This is a genomic window from Kribbella sp., from assembly GCF_035687465.1.
Lineage (GTDB): Bacteria > Actinomycetota > Actinomycetes > Propionibacteriales > Kribbellaceae > Kribbella.
In genome coordinates, this window is the sequence record NZ_DASRXP010000090.1 from 1 (window position 1) to 17022 (window position 17022).

At 67.6% G+C, this 17022-nt stretch carries 14 protein-coding genes and 1 pseudogene; 7 read left to right on the forward strand and 8 right to left on the reverse strand.

Features of this window, described 5'->3' with window-relative positions; all coding sequences use genetic code 11:
* Positions 1 to 649: pseudogene (locus tag VFG33_RS04465) on the reverse strand (ABC transporter permease); the annotation flags it as partial.
* On the reverse strand, positions 646 to 2487 hold the full coding sequence (locus tag VFG33_RS04470; protein ID WP_325022661.1) for an ABC transporter substrate-binding protein: 1842 nt from the start codon (positions 2485 to 2487) through the stop codon (positions 646 to 648). The gene VFG33_RS04470 and the pseudogene VFG33_RS04465, both read right to left, overlap by 4 nt.
* Before the next feature lie 342 nt (positions 2488 to 2829).
* Here VFG33_RS04470 and VFG33_RS04475 point away from each other — a divergent pair, with 342 nt between their 5' ends.
* From VFG33_RS04475 to VFG33_RS04490, 4 genes are read left to right on the forward strand one after another with little or no spacing between them, the layout of a single operon-like run.
* Positions 2830 to 3645 carry a class I SAM-dependent methyltransferase gene (locus tag VFG33_RS04475; protein ID WP_325022663.1) on the forward strand — a complete coding sequence of 272 codons (816 nt, stop codon included), beginning with the start codon at positions 2830 to 2832 and terminating at the stop codon, positions 3643 to 3645.
* A 51-nt stretch (positions 3646 to 3696) separates the two neighbouring features.
* Positions 3697 to 5502: an AfsR/SARP family transcriptional regulator gene (locus VFG33_RS04480; protein WP_325022665.1), complete on the forward strand. Its 1806-nt coding sequence runs from the start codon at positions 3697 to 3699 to the stop codon at positions 5500 to 5502.
* A gap of 14 nt (positions 5503 to 5516) precedes the next feature.
* Entirely contained in the window at positions 5517 to 6326 is an 810-nt protein-coding gene (locus tag VFG33_RS04485) for a methyltransferase domain-containing protein (protein WP_325022667.1), read from the forward strand.
* A complete protein-coding gene (locus VFG33_RS04490; RefSeq protein ID WP_325022669.1) occupies positions 6326 to 6907 on the forward strand; it encodes a carboxymuconolactone decarboxylase family protein in 582 nt (193 codons plus the stop codon). Before VFG33_RS04485 ends, VFG33_RS04490 begins: the two co-directional genes overlap by 1 nt.
* 15 nt (positions 6908 to 6922) lie before the next feature.
* Here VFG33_RS04490 and VFG33_RS04495 read toward each other — a convergent pair whose 3' ends face one another.
* Entirely contained in the window at positions 6923 to 9910 is a 2988-nt protein-coding gene (locus tag VFG33_RS04495) for a sacsin N-terminal ATP-binding-like domain-containing protein (RefSeq protein ID WP_325022671.1), read from the reverse strand.
* Between the two features lie 88 nt (positions 9911 to 9998).
* Here VFG33_RS04495 and VFG33_RS04500 point away from each other — a divergent pair, with 88 nt between their 5' ends.
* Complete coding sequence (locus VFG33_RS04500) at positions 9999 to 10595, forward strand: nitroreductase family protein (protein WP_325022673.1); 597 nt, start codon at positions 9999 to 10001, stop codon at positions 10593 to 10595.
* An 18-nt stretch (positions 10596 to 10613) separates the two neighbouring features.
* Here the strand turns inward: VFG33_RS04500 and VFG33_RS04505 are convergent, their stop codons facing one another.
* Entirely contained in the window at positions 10614 to 11120 is a 507-nt protein-coding gene (locus VFG33_RS04505) for a MarR family winged helix-turn-helix transcriptional regulator (protein WP_325022675.1), read from the reverse strand.
* Positions 11121 to 11209: 89 nt separating this feature from the next.
* On the opposite strand from VFG33_RS04505, the gene VFG33_RS04510 reads away from it, so the two are divergent.
* Positions 11210 to 12352, forward strand: a complete 1143-nt coding sequence (locus tag VFG33_RS04510; RefSeq protein ID WP_325022677.1) for an alpha/beta hydrolase fold domain-containing protein — start codon at positions 11210 to 11212, stop codon at positions 12350 to 12352.
* A gap of 531 nt (positions 12353 to 12883) precedes the next feature.
* On the opposite strand, the gene VFG33_RS04515 is transcribed toward VFG33_RS04510, so the two are convergent.
* The 4 genes from VFG33_RS04515 to VFG33_RS04530 all read right to left on the reverse strand — a co-directional run bounded on the left by VFG33_RS04515 (position 12884) and on the right by VFG33_RS04530 (position 15884).
* Positions 12884 to 13618: a GAF and ANTAR domain-containing protein gene (locus VFG33_RS04515; RefSeq protein ID WP_325022678.1), complete on the reverse strand. Its 735-nt coding sequence runs from the start codon at positions 13616 to 13618 to the stop codon at positions 12884 to 12886.
* A 46-nt stretch (positions 13619 to 13664) separates the two neighbouring features.
* Entirely contained in the window at positions 13665 to 14255 is a 591-nt protein-coding gene (locus VFG33_RS04520) for a GAF domain-containing protein (protein WP_325022680.1), read from the reverse strand.
* A 208-nt stretch (positions 14256 to 14463) separates the two neighbouring features.
* The gene (locus VFG33_RS04525; RefSeq protein WP_325022682.1) at positions 14464 to 15243 is read right to left on the reverse strand and encodes a GAF and ANTAR domain-containing protein; all 780 of its coding nucleotides are present in this window, start codon (positions 15241 to 15243) and stop codon (positions 14464 to 14466) included.
* Positions 15244 to 15452: 209 nt separating this feature from the next.
* A complete protein-coding gene (locus VFG33_RS04530; protein WP_325022684.1) occupies positions 15453 to 15884 on the reverse strand; it encodes a cupin domain-containing protein in 432 nt (143 codons plus the stop codon).
* Between the two features lie 67 nt (positions 15885 to 15951).
* On the opposite strand from VFG33_RS04530, the gene VFG33_RS04535 reads away from it, so the two are divergent.
* Complete coding sequence (locus tag VFG33_RS04535) at positions 15952 to 16752, forward strand: SGNH/GDSL hydrolase family protein (RefSeq protein WP_325022686.1); 801 nt, start codon at positions 15952 to 15954, stop codon at positions 16750 to 16752.
* Positions 16753 to 17022: the final 270 nt, after the last annotated feature.

Consider the following 17022-nt stretch of genomic DNA (forward strand, 5'->3'; position numbering starts at 1 on the left):
GACTCAGGTTGGAGTCGTACGCCGATCGCGCCGGCAGCACCCCCATCGAGTACGCGAACACGTACACCAGGATCAACGCGACGAAGAAGAACGGGACGTGCGCGAGCGCGATCGAGAGGTTGGTGACGATCGTGGACCCGAGCTTGCCCCGCCGCCAGCCGGCGATCGCCCCGATGATGATGCCCAGGATCCAGGCCAGCACGGCGGAGATGCCGAGCAGACCGATTGTCCACGGCAACGATTGGAGGATCACGTCCTGCGCCGGCGTCGGATACTGGATCAGGGACGGGCCAAGATCTCCGTGCAACACCAAGTTGCTCATGTACTTCAGGTACTGGGAGAAGATGTTGCCGTCCAGCCCGAACTCGTGCTGGTAGCGGCTGATCACCTCCTGGCTCGCCTGCGCGTTGTAGACGTAGTTCTGCTGCAGGGTCTGGATCAGGGTGTTGATCGGGTCACCCGGGATGAGCCGGAAGAAGAAGAACGCGATGGTGAGTGCGCCCCACAGTTCCACCAGGTACAGCCCGAACCGCCGGATCGCGTACGCCGCCAACGGATGCCGGGACAACCACGCCCTCAGTCCGGTCGAGGGTGTGGTGTCCTTCGACTTGGCGTCGACGGTAGCGACCGGCGGGGCCTCCGCCGTCACGCCGGTCCTTTCTGTCCCGTCGGCTTGAGTCTGCCCAGGACGAAGATGAAGTGCGGCCACCAGTGCAGTGGCACCTGGTACAGGTCGTCGTCGGTCGGCCAGCCGGTCCAGAACGTGGTGTTGAAGAACGAGGGGTAGCCGGTCTGGATCACCGGGATGACCGGCAGCTTCTGGAAGTAGCTCTCCAGCGCCTGCTTCAGCAGCGGCTTCGCTTCTTCGCTGGTCGGGTCCAGCGGGGCCAGCTTCGCCGACGCCGCGTCCAGCTGCGGATCCCTGAACCGCATCTGGTTCTTGTTCACCGCGTTGGTGCCGACCGGCTTGGCCTTGCTGCTCACCCAGTCCTGGTAGAGCTGCTGGGGATCGAACGAGAACCCCGCCCAGAACGAGTCGATGTCGTACTGGCCGCGCTGGAGCTTCTCGTCGTGGACCGACCCGCTCAGGCTGCGCATGGTGGCCGGTACGCCGACCTTGACCAGCTCACCTCTGAGCAGGTTGCCGATCGCGTACTCACCACCGTTGACATCGGACGGGGTGATGATCTCGAGGTTGATCTCCTTGCCCTTGTACATCCGCTTGCCGCCGGCACCTTTCGGCGCGATCTCGTCGAGCAGCTGGACGGCCTTGTCCGGGCTGTACTCGAACTTGTACTTCTCCGCCAGCTGGTTGTCGTTCCACTTCTCGTTGCCCGGGTAGTCCGCCCACGGGTAGATCGCCGGCGGCACCTTCACCGGCCAGACCGTGTCGCCGATCTTCTGCCGATCGACCAGGTAGTTGATCGCCCAATGCATCTTCGGCTCGGCCATCACCCCGCGGGCCGGGTCGCTGTTCAGCCACAGCACCCGGGGATTCGGGTCGTGGAACTGGGTGGTGATCATGGCCGGGTAGCCCTGGTTGGTCAGCTGCTTGGCATGCTCCGCGTCGATCGAGCCGACGTCGAACTCGGCCTTCTCGAACGACAGCGCGGCCTGGTCGGCCTGTTTCGAGGTGCTCTGGAAGATCACGTACTGCGGTGCCGGATCCAGCTCGTCCTTGGCCCAGTAGTCCGGGTTCTTCTTCCAGACGAACATCTTCAGGTTGCGGATCGGCTTGTCCAGCACGTACGGCCCGGTCCGGATCGGCGGGTTCGACTTGAACTTGGTCGGATCCTGCGCGCTCCAGATGTGTTCGGGCAGGATCTCGTACAGCGGAGCGGCAATGGCGGCGACGAAGCCATAGTGCAGCCGCGGCGCCGGCTGGTTCGTCCGCAGTACGGCGGTCTGTGCGTCCGGGGTCTCGACCGTCTTGACGTAGTCGGACAAGTCACCGCCACCACCGAGCAGATCCTTGCGGTCGCGGAGCAACTCGACGGTGAACTTGACGTCCTTCGAGGTGAACGGCTTGCCGTCGCTCCACTTCGCCTTCGGGTTGAGCTTGAAGGTCAGCTCGGTGTGGTCGGCGTTGTACTTGTACTCCGTCGCCAGCCACGACTTCAGCTCGCCGGTCGCGAGGTTCAGGTAGAACAGCGACTCCATCGCCAGCGATTCCAGGCCGGCGCTGCTCGGCGCGCCGTTCGGGATCAGCCGGTTCCAGCTGTCGAAGACGGTGTACTCGACCTGCGCGACGGTCAGGGTCTGGTCGCGGGGCGTCGGGATGTTCGCCTTGCCGATCTGGACCGACTTGGTGGCGGCCGGCTTGTTCGCGGGCTTGTCGGAGTACGAACCGCCACTGCCGGAGCAGGCGGCCAGGAAGCCACTGAGAGCGACCGCCGCACCTCCCCCGACCAGACTCCGGCGGCTCAGCTGATAGCGGACGACGTCATCGACATCTTCGAACTGGGGACGCGGCGCCTCGTTCACCATGGTGGTTCCCTTCGATCCGAGCCCGGAGGCTCACCCTCACCCCGGCGCGGTCGTGGCGCGCCGGCCTGACTGTGACGAACGGCACCTCCGTTTCGCTTGCCCTTGATCGGCGGTTACCGCCCGAAACGATGCTCGGACTATAAGTAGCGTTGACAACGTTGGCAAGGCTTTGGCTCCAACGTTGCAACGATTGCCCTAACCCGCAGGTCAGTCGATATACCAACCTCTGACAACGATGGTTCGCTCTCTGTGACAGCACCCGCCATCGCGTCGTCACACGCCCCGTCACACGCCGGCCCCGTTGGATCGGGGCCAACACACCACTTCAAGGGGGCAACTCGTATGACGGACACAGCAGTCGATTTCCAGGCCATCAAGGACAAGCAGCGGGCCGGGTGGGAGACCGGGGACTACCCCCGGGTCGGCAACACGCTGCAGCTCATCGCCGAACTCCTGGTCGAGGCCGCCGACGTACGGGCCGGCCAACGGGTTCTGGACGTCGCCTGTGGCCAGGGAAACGCGGCACTCGCCGCGGCACGACGGTTCGCTGACGCGACCGGTGTCGACTACGCCACCAACCTGCTGGCCCAGGGCCGGGAGCGCGCGACAGCCGAACACCTGCCCGTCACCTTCACCGAAGGCGATGCGGAGAAGCTGCCGTTGCCTGATGCATCTTTCGACCTGGTACTCAGCACGGTCGGCGTGATGTTCGCGCCGGATCACCAGCGCGCGGCGGACGAACTGGTCCGGGTGACGGCGCCGGGCGGGAAGATCGCACTGGCCAGCTGGACACCGTCCGGCATGGTCGGACAGCTCTTCAAGACGGTGTCCACCTGGGCCCCGCCGCCGGCCGGGGTGAAGCCGCCCACTCTGTGGGGCACTGAGGAGCACCTGGCCGAACTGTTCGGCGACCAAGTCGAGTGGGTCGGGCTGACCAAGCGCGAGTACGTGTTCCGCTACCACTCGCTCAACCACTTCTCCGAGTGGTTCCGGCAGTTCTACGGACCGATCACCAAGCTGGCCGGCACGCTGTCCGACGCCGACCTGGTCCAGTTCGCGGCGGATCTCGCCGAGGTGCCCAAGGCATTCAACAGCGCCGACGACGGCACCGTCGCCGGTCACGCCGAGTATCTGGAAGCGGTCGGGATCAGGCGCTGACACCCGGGGGCGGGTAGTCCAGACTGAGGGTCTCGGGGAGGGGTGAGATTCATGGTGGGGACGATCCGTTTGTTGGGGCCTCCGTCGATCGACGACGGAGGCGGTCAGGCTCAGGGACCTCGTGGCCGGAAGGCCTGGGCGGTGTTCGGGTATCTGCTGCTGGCGGAACGGCCTCCCAGCCGCAAACGCCTCGCGGAGCTGTTCTTCGCCGAGGCCGACGATCCACTGGGTGCGTTGCGATGGACCCTTGCCGAGCTGCGCCGCAGCCTCGGCGTACCGGATCTGTTGACGGGTGATCCAGTGGTGACGGCGCTGGGCGACGCGATGACCGTGGACGTTCTGCTGGTGACCGGGGAGTCGGCTGATCCGCAGCCGTTTCTCGACTTCGGCGGCGAGCTCCTGGAGGGGGTGGAGCTCGCGTCCTGCCCGGAGTTCGAGTCCTGGTTACTGGTGGAGCGGCATCGCATCTCCGCGATGATCGAGGCGCGGGTGCGCGAGGCCGCGGTGGCGTTGCTGGCCTCGGGCCGCGCGAGGGAAGCGATTCCCTACGCGGCCCGGGCCGTTGCCATCAATACGCTGGAGGAAGGCAACCACGAGTTGCTCGTCCGCAGCCTCGCCGTTGCCGGTGATCGGGCCGGTGCCCTGCGCCAGATCACCACTTGCGAGGAAGTACTGCGGCGCGAGCTCGGCATCGAGGCCTCGCCGGCACTTCGCGAGGCCTCGGCCGTCAGCCCAGGGTCGCCGTCGGGTCTTCCGATGGGAGGTCGCGCGGCTGCGCTCAGCCAACTGGAGGCGGGCCGCGCGGCGATCATGGCAGGTGCCGTTGATGCCGGTCTGCAATGCCTCCGGAGAGCGGTCTCTGAGGCTGAACACTGTCACGACGTGACCCTGCAAGGTCGCGCTCTCGCCGCTCTCGGCGGCGCTCTCGTGCATGCGATCCGCGGTCGGGACGAAGAAGGCGCGATCGTCCTGCACGAGGCGATTCTGGTCGCGGACCAGGCCGGAGACCGGCCGACCTCCGTGGCAGCGCACCGCGAGCTGGGCTTCGTCGAAGTCCAGGCCGGCCGCCGCCTGACGGCTGACAGCTGGCTGGCGAAAGCCCAGGCGCTGGCCGAGACGGACGAGGAGAACGCGGCGATCCTTGGGGTGCGCGGGATGAGCTCCTCCGACCTTGCCGACTACCCCGCCGCCCTCGACCAACTCGAGGAATCGGTCGAGCTGGCGGCCAAGTGTGGCGACCACCGGCAGCAGGCGTGGTCGCTGTCGATCCTCGGCCGGGCGCACCTGCTGCGCAACGAGCACAGTGAGGCTGCGGCGGTTGTGGCGCAGTCCCTCGAGTTGGTCAGGCAGCAACGCTGGATCGCCTTCCTGCCTTGGCCGCTCGCCCTGAACGCCGAGGTCGACTTCCGGGTCGGCAAACTCGAGGACGCGGCGGAGGGATTCGAGCAGGCCTGGGTGCTGGGCTGTCAGGTCAACGATCCTTGCTGGGAGGGCATGGCCGCTCGTGGCCTGGGCCTGCTCAGCGCGGGTCGAGGAGAGTATCCAGCCGCGATGGAGTGGCTCGACCAGGCCGTATCCAGCGCGAGTCGCGAATCGGATCGCTATCAGTGGGTGCACGCGCACGTCCTGGATGCGGCAGTCGGCACTGCGATCGACATGTCGGATGGTGAACGGGCGAGGCAGCTGGTGACTCAGCTCGCCGCGCTCGCCGCGCGCTGCGACATGCGGGAGCTGGTGGTGCGGGCCCAGCTGCATCTCGGCCGGCTCGGCGACCGGCAGGCGGCCGCATCCGCCCGCTCCTTGGGCGCCGACATCGACAACCCCGCCCTGACCGAACTACTCCACAAAAGTCTTTGAAACAAGGGATAGCCATGAGTACCACTGCTAGTGCCGCCGCGGCGGACTGGACGATCGTCGACGAAGGCTGGGGCCGCAAGGCCGTCGACTTCGCGACCTTGAGCGAACCGGCCAACTGCCGGGAGTACGTCGCTCTGCACCACCGGCTGGGCGTCACCGAGGGCGACAAACTGCTCGATATCGCTTGCGGTGCAGGACTTTCCATCGAACTTGCCCGCGCCCGCGGAGCGCAGTGCGCGGGTATCGACGCCGCCTCCCGACTGATCGCGGTGGCCCGTGATCGCAATCCGGCGTCGGATCTGCGGGTTGGCGGCATGCACGCGTTGCCGTGGGCCGATGCGTCCTTCGATGTCGTGACCAGCTTCCGCGGAGTCTGGGGTACGACGCCTGCCGCGCTGGCCGAGATTCATCGGGTCCTGGCTCCGGGTGGCCGGGTCGGACTGACTGTGTGGGGTCACCTCAAGCAGTCGTCCGGTGTGTGGGCGCTGATGCCGTTCCGTCTGGCGGCTGAGCCGAAGGTCCGGAACCAGGCGAACATGGTGTCGCTCGGCCGTCCTGGCGTTGGCGAGGAACTGCTTGCGGGCTTCGGCTTCACCGAGGTGGAGCGGATCAGCATTCCGTTCGCGTGGGAGTTCGCGGATCCCGAGACGTATGCGCGGGCGCTGGCGTCCACCGGACCGGCGTACGAGGCGATCCAGAACGTGGGAGAGCCGGCGTTCCTGGAGAGAGCGGTTGCTCAGGCTCAGGAACAAGTCCGGGACGGGCTGCCGTTGAGGGCCGAGATCGCGGTCACCGGCTACCTCGCGCGGAAGGAGGTGTCGTGATGAGCTTCCTCGGGCTGCCTGAACCGAACGCCGAGGCCAAGGAGGTGTTCGACGACGATCTCGCGGAGCTGGGGTTCGTGATGAACGCCTCGCGGCTGTGGGCCTACCAGCCGTCGTGGCAGCGGCGGATCTTCGAACTGCTCGGCACGCTGGTCCGCGAACACGATCTCACCTACCGCCAGCGCGGGATCCTGGTCGCGGCCTGTGCCTCGGCCTTCGGCGACTCCTACTGCTCGCTCGCCTGGGGCAGCAAGCTCGCGGCCGCGACCTCCGAGGAAACCGCAGCCGCTGTACTGCGTGGCGCCGACGACGGCCTGACGCCTGCCGAACAAGCGATGGCCGTCTGGGCCCGCAAGGTGGCGCGCGATCCGAACGGCACCTCGGGATCCGACGTGAGCGCTCTCCGGGAGGCCGGCTGGACCGACGAGCAGATCTTCGCGATCACCGTCTTCGTCGCCCTGCGGGTCGCCTTCTCCACCGTCAACGACGCCCTCGGCGCCCGCCCCGACGCGGCCTACCGCTCCCTCGCCCCCGCCGCCGTCCTCGAAGCCGTAACCTTCGGCCGCCCCATCGAAGACTGACCCGCCCGCAGCGAGCTAGGTCGTGGGTGGGGTGTCGAACGTGGTGTCGATCAGGAGTTCTGAGGCGCGGGTGGGATCGCTGAGGACGGCGAGGATGACGTGGCGCTGGTCCCAGCGGCCGGCGGACCAGGCGAGTGCCTTCGCCAGGCCGTTGAACGTCGCCGCATGCGGCTGCCCGTCCTCGCTCACCCACCACGACACCTCGACACCATCGACCGTGAGCTCCTCATGTTCCCACCAGGTCTCCGGCACCTGCGGCACCAACTCCCGCACGATCGCCGGTACCTCCGCGGCCTCGCCCGCACCGTCGATCTTGCCCTCGGCAACTTCCTGCGCCATCGGTACGTCCAGCAGATCGCTCAGCCCGTCCGCCATCACCCCGGACGCGACCACGAACCCGCCGAGGTCCTCCCGTTCCAGCCACATCGGCGCATCGGCGACAACCGCAGCACTGGCCGCAACGACCCGGGTCAGCTCGTCGGCGCCGAGCACCCGGGCCTGGTCCGGAACCGAGGCCGGGTACGCCGTCAGCGCACCGAGCTGACTCCAGAGCCGCAAGATCACGCTCTCTTCGATCTCCCGCCCGGGATCCGCCAGCCGGCTGAGCAGCAGTTCCACGCCCTCCGCATCCAGGTCGCCGACCGAGCGCACCAGACCGACAGCGGACCGGATCTCCGGGTCGAGCCGCGCCGTCCACTCCGGTGCCGCATCCAGGAAGGACGCCAGGACCGGATCGGCCTCTGGATCCGCCCGGCCGGCCAGCAGTTCGCCGTCCTCGAGCAGAACGCGCTCTCTGATCCACCACGCCGTGTACGACGGCAGGCTGAAGGCACGGTCATCCGGCCCGACCACCCGGGCCGGCGTGACCAGCGCTCGCCGGAGCTCCGGTGACGAACCCAGTAGTTCCAGGACTCGCGGCCAAGCGTCGTCGGTGATCCAGTCGAGGTCGCGAACCGCCGTCAACTCCCCCACTGTCGCGCCGAACCTCGAACCGCCCGGCGCGATGTCATAGGCCCAGTCCTCGATTCCGTCGAGGTCGGCCAGGGATTCGGGCAACTCGTCCAGCGCCACGTCAGACGCCGACACCGTTCCGAGCGTGCTGAGTACTCCGACCGCCTCCAGCGCCGCCTGTCCGTACCGGTCGACCAGGGCGCGATCGATCGGCGCGACCTCCTCCTCGTCGAGAACCGCCTCCGCGGCGGAGCCCGGAATCACCAGCGCGTTCGCGGGAACCAGTTCGCCGTCGGCGTCGCGTAGTACGAGGTCGGAGAGCCACCAGAGGCCCTCGGCCTGAGACGGGTCGACAGCGACAGCCGCCAGGACGGCGTCGGCGATCGCGCCGGGATCGTCTGCCTCCGCGGAATGCTCGACGGCAGTCCGCACCGCACCGTCCTCGAGCAACGACCGCGGGGTCGCGGGAAGCGCTCCCAACCGTTCCAGCGAGTCCTGCACCGCATCCGGATGCACAACCCGCACGCCGTACTCACCAAAAGTCGCCAGTACTTCGCTCGGCAGCTCGCGGCCCGGCAGGAGCAACCCACGGATCCCTCGGACGAGCCTGCCATCGGCCAGCGGCACCGGCAGAGTCCCGAGCGCCTCCCGCAGCAGCGGATCCGTGACCATGCCGGAGAGCGCTCTATACGTTTCTCGCCACCACTCGGGTGGTTGACCGCCGGCCACCGTACCGAGCTGGTCGACGAGATCCGCGAGGTCGAGACGCCTTACCTGCAAGGCATCCAAGGCGATCCGGTCCTGCCGGGTGGACCGCACCAGACCGCGCACGATGGGCGCGAGCACGGCGTTGAACGCATCGTCCGAACCGTCCACCACGACCGCGTCTCGGGGACGCAGCAAGGTCCCGTCTTCCACCGACCGGATCAGCGGCGCACCAGGCAGCTCTGCCAGAATCGCCTCCCGCAAGGCCCGGTCGATCCCACCCGCGGCCAGGCCGGTCGGCACCAACGGCAGCACATTCGCACCGTCCTCGGCGCGACTGCGGAGCAGCTCGGTATAGGCAGCCGCGGCCTCCTGTACCAAGCGATCGGTCAAGGGGCCTTTGGCAACATGACGCCGCGTCGGGTCCAGTGGAAAGGTTGCCAACAGCAACGCAGGCGGCGACAGCGGTTCGTCCGTCGGGGTCGGCGCATGAACCGTCCGCGGAACCTCGATCTCGGGGTTCCGTGGCAACGCCCAGAGGACCGACCAGTAGGGCCGATTCCGTTCCTCCGTCGGTCGGTCGGCGAGCAAGCGCTCTCTGTCGTTCCCGTCGAAGGTCCCGGCGGTGCGCTGCACATACCAACGCGACTCCGCGTCGGCGAGCACCCGTACCTCACCGTCGACGTCCACCTCGATCCGCTCGAGGCCGGGTAAGGCCAGCAGCAGGGCATCATCGGCTTCCGCGAGCAGGCGTCGTACGAGTTCCGCCGCGGCGTCATCGCGCAGCGGGAGGATGACGGCGGAGTCGTAGCCCTCTGGTGGTTCCCCCTCGGCCGCGAACGGCAAGCGCAGTACCGGCACCTGACCGTCACGCCGACGTACTTCGGTCGCCAGACCAGGTGCGTGCAGGGCCTCGACGGCGGCCGCGGTGTCCGCCCGGGAGAACCGGACGCCACCTGTTCGCGAGAGGATCACCGGCTCGTCGGTGACGGCCAGTACGGCCGAGAACCCGACCCCGAACCGCCCGACAGCGCTCTCCGCGTCCTCACGTTTGGCCGACGCCCGCAAGGTGGCGAGGGACTCGACGCCCTCGGCGGACAACGGCGTACCGGTGTTCGCGACGACGAGCGTCAGGTCGCGGTACGAGAACCGCACCCGCCCCGGCACCCCGGCCCGGACGGCGGCATCCGCGGCGTTCTGGGCGAGCTCGACCACCACCCGGTCCAGGTACCCGCCGAGCGCCAGCTCCTCCTCGGCGTTGGCATCCTCACGAAATCGAACCGGCCCGGCCACCCACCCGGCCAGCACCCGCTCACGAATCCCTGCCGTCCCAAACACATCGGTCACCCCCGGAGTATGCCGTCCGCCCTCGAACCCGCCATCGGCGCAGGTGGTTTCCGGCGGGCCGCCCGCGCTGGACGGCTATCTTGACCCGGTGGAATTTCAAGACGTGGTACGCCGACGCCGGATGATCCGCCACTACGACCTGAACCGGCCCGTCCCTGCCGAGATCGTCGACCAGATCCTGCACAACGCTCTCCGCGCTCCTTCCGCAGGTTTCTCGCAGGGGTTCGGGTACCTAGTGCTCGACACCCCGGAGGACCTGGCTCGGTTCCGGGCGGCAGCGACGCCCGACGAGGAGCCCGAGAAGTGGTTCTCCGCCCAGGTCGACGCGCCGCTGCTGATCGTCGTCCACTCCAACAAGGAGGCCTACCTCGACCGGTACGCCGAGCCCGGCAAAGACCACACGGATCGCTCCGACGCGTGGTGGCCGGTTCCCTACTGGGACATCGACGCCGGGATGTCGGCGCTGCTGATCCTCCAGTCGGCGGTCGACGCGGGCCTGGGGGCGTGCTTCTTCGGTCTGCCGATCGAACGGATCCCGGTCTACCGCGAGCAGTTCGGCGTACCGGACAACTTCATGCCGATCGGCGCGGTGTCGATCGGGTACTCCGACGAACCGCCCCGCGACCTGACCAAGCGCCGCAAGTCGCAGAACGACCTCATCCACCGAGGCCGCTGGACCCCCTGAACCGCAGCAACCGACGGGTTAGTTCGTGAGGCCTCGGGCGCGGGCTTCTACCGTTTCGCTCAGTAGGCGGAGGGCCGTCAGGACCGCGCCTTGCTGATCGGGATCCAGGCCGGCGATCGCATCTGCTTCGAGGGCCAGCCGCCGCGGGATGATCTCGTCGACCGCGGCAGCACCCGCCGGCGTGATCTCGACCAGCACCGCTCGACGGTCTGACGGCTTCGTCTCACGCTTGACCATGTCGCGCTGCTCCAGCTTGGCCAGCGACTTGCTCAGCGCGGCCGGCGAACGCCCCATCGACAGCGCCAGCCGTCGCGCGATCATCGGCTCCTTGGCGTGCCGGAGCTGGACGAGCACGTCGAACTCCGCCGAGCTCAGGGCCGCCGTCTCGAAGACCGGCTCGAGCAGCAGATCGAGCATGGCCGTCGCGTGCTTCAGCAATCCCATGATCTCTGCCGGACCCAGGTCGAGGTCCGGCCGCGCCTGATCCCACTGCCGCCGGATTTCCTCGTGCCGTTCCTGCCCCACGGTGCACCTCATTTGGTAACCAGTAAACTATTGGTTATCTTACCATCAGCCGGCAACCAGGCCGTCGGCCCAGAAAGGACAAGGATTTCATGCCCAGGACAAGGACCAGGTTCGCACTCGTCTCCGGCGTCATCGTGGTGCTGGCTCTGCTCGCCGCGTGCGGCAGTGACGATTCGGCATCCTCCAACGAGCCTGTCCTCCGGGCTTGCCCGAGCGACACTCCTCCCGTCGGAGCGGCCGGGGGTGGCGGTGCCGGACCGACTGGGCTGACGGTGGCGAAGACCATCGCCCCGAGCGACACGAGCACCAGCGTCGTGATCGACCCCACGAAGAGCCCGCAGATCCAGTGCGGCCGGGTAGAGCTCCAGACCCACAGCGATGTCGTCTACTCGACACCGACGTCGGCCGGGAAAGCGGTCCCGCTGAAGCTGAACGTCCAGGGACCGAAGACCGAGGGCGCCAAGCCGCTCGTCGTCTACCTGTCCGGCGGCGGGTTCGTGATGTCCTCGACGCAGGCCGCGCTCTCCCATCGCATCTTCGTGGCCGAGGCGGGCTACGTGGTCGCGAGTGTCCAGTACCGGACCACCGCGAACAGTGCGACCTACGTCGACGGCATCACCGACGTCAAGGCGGCGATCCGGTACCTCCGCGCCCATGCGGCCGACTACGGCATCGACCCCACCCACGTTGCCGTCTGGGGCGAATCGGCCGGTGGCTACCTGGCCGCGATGGTCGGGACGAACAACGGGGTCAAGAAGTACGAGGCCGGCGAGAATCTCGACGAGAGCAGCGACGTCCAGGCCGTGGTGAACGAGTTCGGCGCGTCCGACCTGGCCAGAACCGCATCCGACTTCGACGCAGCCGCCCAGGCCGCATGGGACGCACCGGGGAGCAGCATCGCCGCCTATGTGTTCGGCCCGGGAACCAAGAAGTCGGTGAACAGCGATCCCGCGGCGATCGCGGCGGGATCGCCGATGTCCACGATCGACGGCACCGATCCGGCCTTCCTGATGTTCCACGGCAGCGCGGACAAGCTGATCTCCCCCAGCCAGACGCTGTTGTTGCACACCGCACTGCGCAAGGCCGGCGTCGACAGCACCAGGTACGTCGTCACAGGTGCCGGCCACGGCGACCTCGCCTTCGGCACCGACGCCGCCACCGTCGGCCTCTGGTCAACCCAGGAAGTGATGGGCCACATCACCACCTTCCTGTCCGACAAACTGCACAGCTGATCCGACTAGTTGGCTGCGCCGACAGCGGCCGCTGACGGCGGCGTCTCCATGGATGGACTGGAGATCAACGGCTAGCGCCGCGCTGCCGACCCCGGCGGTGTGAGGGCGTTCGATGGGCGTGTGTGACATGTCGCAGCCGCGGCAGACTCAGCAGCGCGTCACGCGTCTCGTCATACGGATCGCTCCGAATGTAACGCTGCCGCTCTCCGGCTACGACCTGGATCTGCCGCCCGCGAGCCCCATCCGGTCGTTGGACATAGGCGCGACCTTCGCCTGTATCGAGCCAGTGGATGAGATCCTCGACCGAGCTCTCCTCCGACCCGGCGTAACTACCTTCCCACTGAACGTCAGCAATACCCCGCAGATCCTCGCGCCCCTCGGCCAGACCAATCGCCGTGATCAACACCGTTGGATAACTCGCCAGGCTGCACACGATCGACAACCCCTCTCTCACCTTGCAGCCTGGCACCCGCTCACCCCAAGCGGAAGGGCGCAACTCGCCGGGGCATGGGCGGCCTGAGCGCAACGTCGCTACTCGCTGTGCCCGAGGGACTGCGACATAGCCGCGTCCAGGGAGCCGTCGATCACCGCGGCGGCGACCGCACCGAGCTGGCGTCCGCTGCTGCGCGCGTAGGCACGCAGCACGGCGAAGGCCGCGTCGACGCCGATACCGGTTCGCTCGGCCAGCACTCCTTTGGCCTGTTCGATCAGGATGCGGCTGTTCAGCGCGGCTTGGAGTTGTTCGGCGATGACCTCGCTGTGGCGCACGGTGCGCTCCTGCAGTAGACCGATGGTGGCGACGTCCGACAAAGCCTGGCCGACCGCGAGGTCGTCGTCGCTGAGGTTGGACCGGGTCCGGCAGAACAGGTTCATTGCTCCGATCACCTGACCGCGCAGCCGCAGCGGCAGTGCGTGCACGGAGCGGAACCCGGCCGCGGTGGTCGCGGTCTGGAAGTGGGGCCAGCGGGCCTTGACCTCGGCCAGGTCGATGTTCACTACCGGCTGTCCGGTGGTGTAGCAGTCCAGACAGGGTCCTTCGGAGGCCTGCAGCTCGAACAGCTCCAGCACCCTGGCCTGGTCGGTGGTGGAGGCCAGCACATGCAGCTGGCCGTGCGGATCGACCAGGATCAGGCCGGCCGCGTCGGCCTGCAGCAGCTCGACGCTGCGTTCGGTCAACGTGTGCAGGAAGTCGATCACGTCGAAATCGGCGACGAGGGTATCCGCGAGCTCGACGAACACGCTGGCCAGTCGCTGCTCCCTGCTCATGGCGTTCTCTTTCCTGACGTATTCGTGACCCGTGACCGGGTGCTACCTATTCATGATGATCGTCTTCGGGAGCGAAGCGTAGTCGCCGGGCGACCACGTCCTTGGCCACGTCGATCAGTGAGCGTTCATTGCTGTAGGCGTGGGCCTGTAGCAGCAGCAGCGCCTCGGCCAGGCCGACCGCCGCCTGCACGGTGATCATCCCGGTCGCCTGATGAATCTCACGTCGGCTGTCGACGGCCTCCGCCAGCTGAGGGTGCAGCGGCTGGCCCGACGGGGCCTTGTCCTGCAGGTGCAACAAGATCGTGGACGCGGCTTCGGCGAATGCCAGCGCCTCGGCCAGCTGGAGCCGGTCCAACGAACCGGTTGTTGCGCGGTACAGGTCCAGCACTCCCAGCCGGATCGCCCCGACCTGCAACGGGAACGCAAAAACGGCCGCGACACCCGCCTCGAGTGCGCGGGCGGTGAAACCCGGCCACCGAGAAGTGCCCGTGGCGGCCAGGTCGGGCTGCAATACCGGCCGCTCGTCCCGGGAGGCATCCACACACGGCCCCTCACCCAGTGCTTGCTGGAGGTCTTCCAGCAACGCAGCCGCCCCGTCCGTAGCCGTGATGGTGCCGCCGTGACGTGTCGGGGTCATCAATGCCAACCCCACTCCGTTGACCGGTACCGCCACAGCACACGTACGGCACAGCCGCTCCGGGAGCCCGTCTCTCGCGCCGGCCATGACATCGGCCAGGATCTGCCGAACCCGTAAAGATGACACCTGACCACACCGCCCTCCAACACCACATCGCCCACCTCGAACAGCCCGTCCGGCGACCAAGACCAACCCACCGATCAGCTGATCACCTCGGATCCATCAGCGGGCCCGGCCCACGATCTGGTGGGAGCCGACGGGTGGTGACCAACTCGCTCGCCACAATCCGGAGCTTGACGTTGTTGTCTTGCGAATAGCGACGCAGCACCGCGAACGCCTGGTCGGCGTCGATCGCGAACCGCTCCATCAGCAGGCCCTGAGCCTGGCTGATGAGGGTGGGGGCCTCCACCGCCTGCGCCAGTGTCGATGTCTGCCGGACGGTTGAAACCGCGACGGAGGCGTGCCGGGCCAGCAGGTGCCCGGTGGTTTCATCGGCGGTGGTGAAGAGGCCAGGGCGGCTCGCATACAGGTTCAGCGCGCCCAGGGTCGACCGGCTGGTGAACAGCCAGACTGTGAGCACGCTTCGCAGACCGAGCTCGGCCACCCGTGGACTCCACCGCGGCCACCGCCGGTCGACAACGGTGTCACAGACCAGGACACAGTGGTGCTCTCTGCCCATCGGCACACACGGCCCCTCGCCGTACTGCAGTTGCAGCCGGTCAGCCTGCTCCACGCGCCGGTCGGTGACGCCGGCCGTCTGCAGGCCCTTCCCGCGGTGTACCAGGACAACTCCGGCGCAATCGCACCCGATGGCGCCGACCGCGTACTCCAGCACCCGGTTTACCGTTTCAGCCATGCCTGCCGCGTCGTACAGCTCTACCGCCAACTGCGCGAACCCGGCAGCGACCACTGCGTCTGACCCTGGGAAGCCGCCGAGATGACTGCCGGCCAAGGGCGGCTGATGATCTCCAGTGTGTGTGAGAAACATGGCCCGACTCCCTGCAATAGCACTCCATTGGAGCGCCGCCGGGGTCTAGGGCAGCCGAACACGCCGCTCCGAATTCAGCGGTGTGTGACACCTCGAACGATACCGCCATTCCGCGCCCACAGCACCACAGAAGTCCTCAGCGGGCGCCGCCGATTGGTCCCGAACGGGCATGGGTCTGCCCTTTCGGGACCAGTTTCGTCAGCCGGTACTTATTGGAAGGGGCAGCCGGGGTTCGGGGCGTCTTCGGACAGCGGGCTGCCGGCCGGGTTGACGTAGAGGACCTCGAGTACGAGGGGCAAGGTGTCGAGGTTGCGTCCGACGTGGACGTGGTTCGGGCCGCTCGGTTCGGTGAAGGCGGCGCCGGTCTTGTACACACCGTCGATCGCGCAGGTGAAGTCCGCGTGCGTCAGGGTGCCCTTCTTCACGGAGGCATAGAGCGTGCCGTCGTGGAAGTGCCAGCCGGTCGTCCCGCCCGGCGCGACGGTGATCTCGCGCAGGACGTAGTCCTTCCCGCCGACCGTCGTCTGCGCCAGGATCTTCGCCGTGACACCTGAACCGGGGGTCGCGTCGGCGACCGCCGGCATCAGCGCCATCCCCGCGGCGGCGACGCCGGCGATGAGTCCCCGAGTAGCTCCACGCATGTCTGTCGTTCCTTTCCGTACTGGGCTAGTCCGCTCATGGTGGCAGGCGCGGGCTATCTTGTGTCCGGTGATCTCACCTGGCAGCCGCTACGTCGCGCTCGGAAGTTCCTTCGCCGCAGGTCCGGGCGTCAAACCCCTGCTCGATCGGGCAGCCGGCCGCTCCGGGCGGAACTATCCCCACCTGGTGGCCGAGGCGCTCAGCCTGGACCTCGTCGACGTCACGTATTCCGGCGCGACGACGGCGAACATCCTCACCGACCGCCAGGACCAGGCGCCGCCGCAACTCGATGCCGTCGGCCCCGAAACGGAGCTGGTCACGATCACGGCCGGGGGCAACGATCTCGAGTACGTCGGAGCGTTCTTGCGCGGCAGCCTGATGAACACACTCGCCCTGCCTGCGACGGTGCTGGGACGCCGCGTGGCCAACCGGATCCGGGCCCGGGTCAGCTACCTCCGCGACGACGCCGCCTACGAGGCCGTCGCCAATTCACTGGTGGAGATCGTGACCAGGATCCGGGAGAGCGCTCCCCGGAGCAGGATCGTGCTGGTCGACTACCTGACCTTGGTAGGACCGGGCACCCGCGCGCGTCTCGACGTACCGCTGAACGAGGAGCAACTGCCGAGCATCGTCTTCCTGGCGGACGGGCTGGCACGCGCTTTCAGTACTGCGGCCGCGAAATCCGGCGCCGACCTGGTGACCGCTTCCGTGGCAAGCCAGGACCACGCGATCGGGTCAGCCGAGCCGTGGACAACCGGCTTCAGCCTGCGACCTCGCGCCCTGGGCGGATTCGTCCCCTACCACCCGAACGAAGCCGGTATGGCCGCCGTCGCGGACCTGGTCGTCGCCCACCTCCGAACGACCGACTGAGGCGGGTGGTGCGGCCGGTTGCCTCGCGACGTACGTCGTCGGCGACCAGGTTGAGCGTGACCATCAGGTTCAGCGGTTCCATCGTTCTCTCCTCCTCTGCGGTGCACCGCCGGTGGGTGCCATCACAGGTACGTCGGAGCAGACGAACGGATCTCTACATCCTGAGGATCAGGCCGATTCGCGGGGGACGAGGTGGGGGTCGAAGATGGTGCAGTTGGGCGGATCGGTGGGGTTCGCGATCTGGTGGAGGAGCATGCGGGACATCTCGGC

Coding starts and splice junctions, on each gene's coding strand:
- VFG33_RS04470 (WP_325022661.1), bottom strand. CDS start 2,487: ATGGTGAACGAGGCGCCGCGTCCCCAGTTCGAAGATGTCGATGACGTC.
- VFG33_RS04475 (WP_325022663.1), top strand. CDS start 2,830: ATGACGGACACAGCAGTCGATTTCCAGGCCATCAAGGACAAGCAGCGG.
- VFG33_RS04480 (WP_325022665.1), top strand. CDS start 3,697: ATGGTGGGGACGATCCGTTTGTTGGGGCCTCCGTCGATCGACGACGGA.
- VFG33_RS04485 (WP_325022667.1), top strand. CDS start 5,517: ATGAGTACCACTGCTAGTGCCGCCGCGGCGGACTGGACGATCGTCGAC.
- VFG33_RS04490 (WP_325022669.1), top strand. CDS start 6,326: ATGAGCTTCCTCGGGCTGCCTGAACCGAACGCCGAGGCCAAGGAGGTG.
- VFG33_RS04510 (WP_325022677.1), top strand. CDS start 11,210: ATGCCCAGGACAAGGACCAGGTTCGCACTCGTCTCCGGCGTCATCGTG.
- VFG33_RS04515 (WP_325022678.1), bottom strand. CDS start 13,618: ATGAGCAGGGAGCAGCGACTGGCCAGCGTGTTCGTCGAGCTCGCGGAT.
- VFG33_RS04520 (WP_325022680.1), bottom strand. CDS start 14,255: ATGACCCCGACACGTCACGGCGGCACCATCACGGCTACGGACGGGGCG.
- VFG33_RS04525 (WP_325022682.1), bottom strand. CDS start 15,243: ATGTTTCTCACACACACTGGAGATCATCAGCCGCCCTTGGCCGGCAGT.
- VFG33_RS04530 (WP_325022684.1), bottom strand. CDS start 15,884: ATGCGTGGAGCTACTCGGGGACTCATCGCCGGCGTCGCCGCCGCGGGG.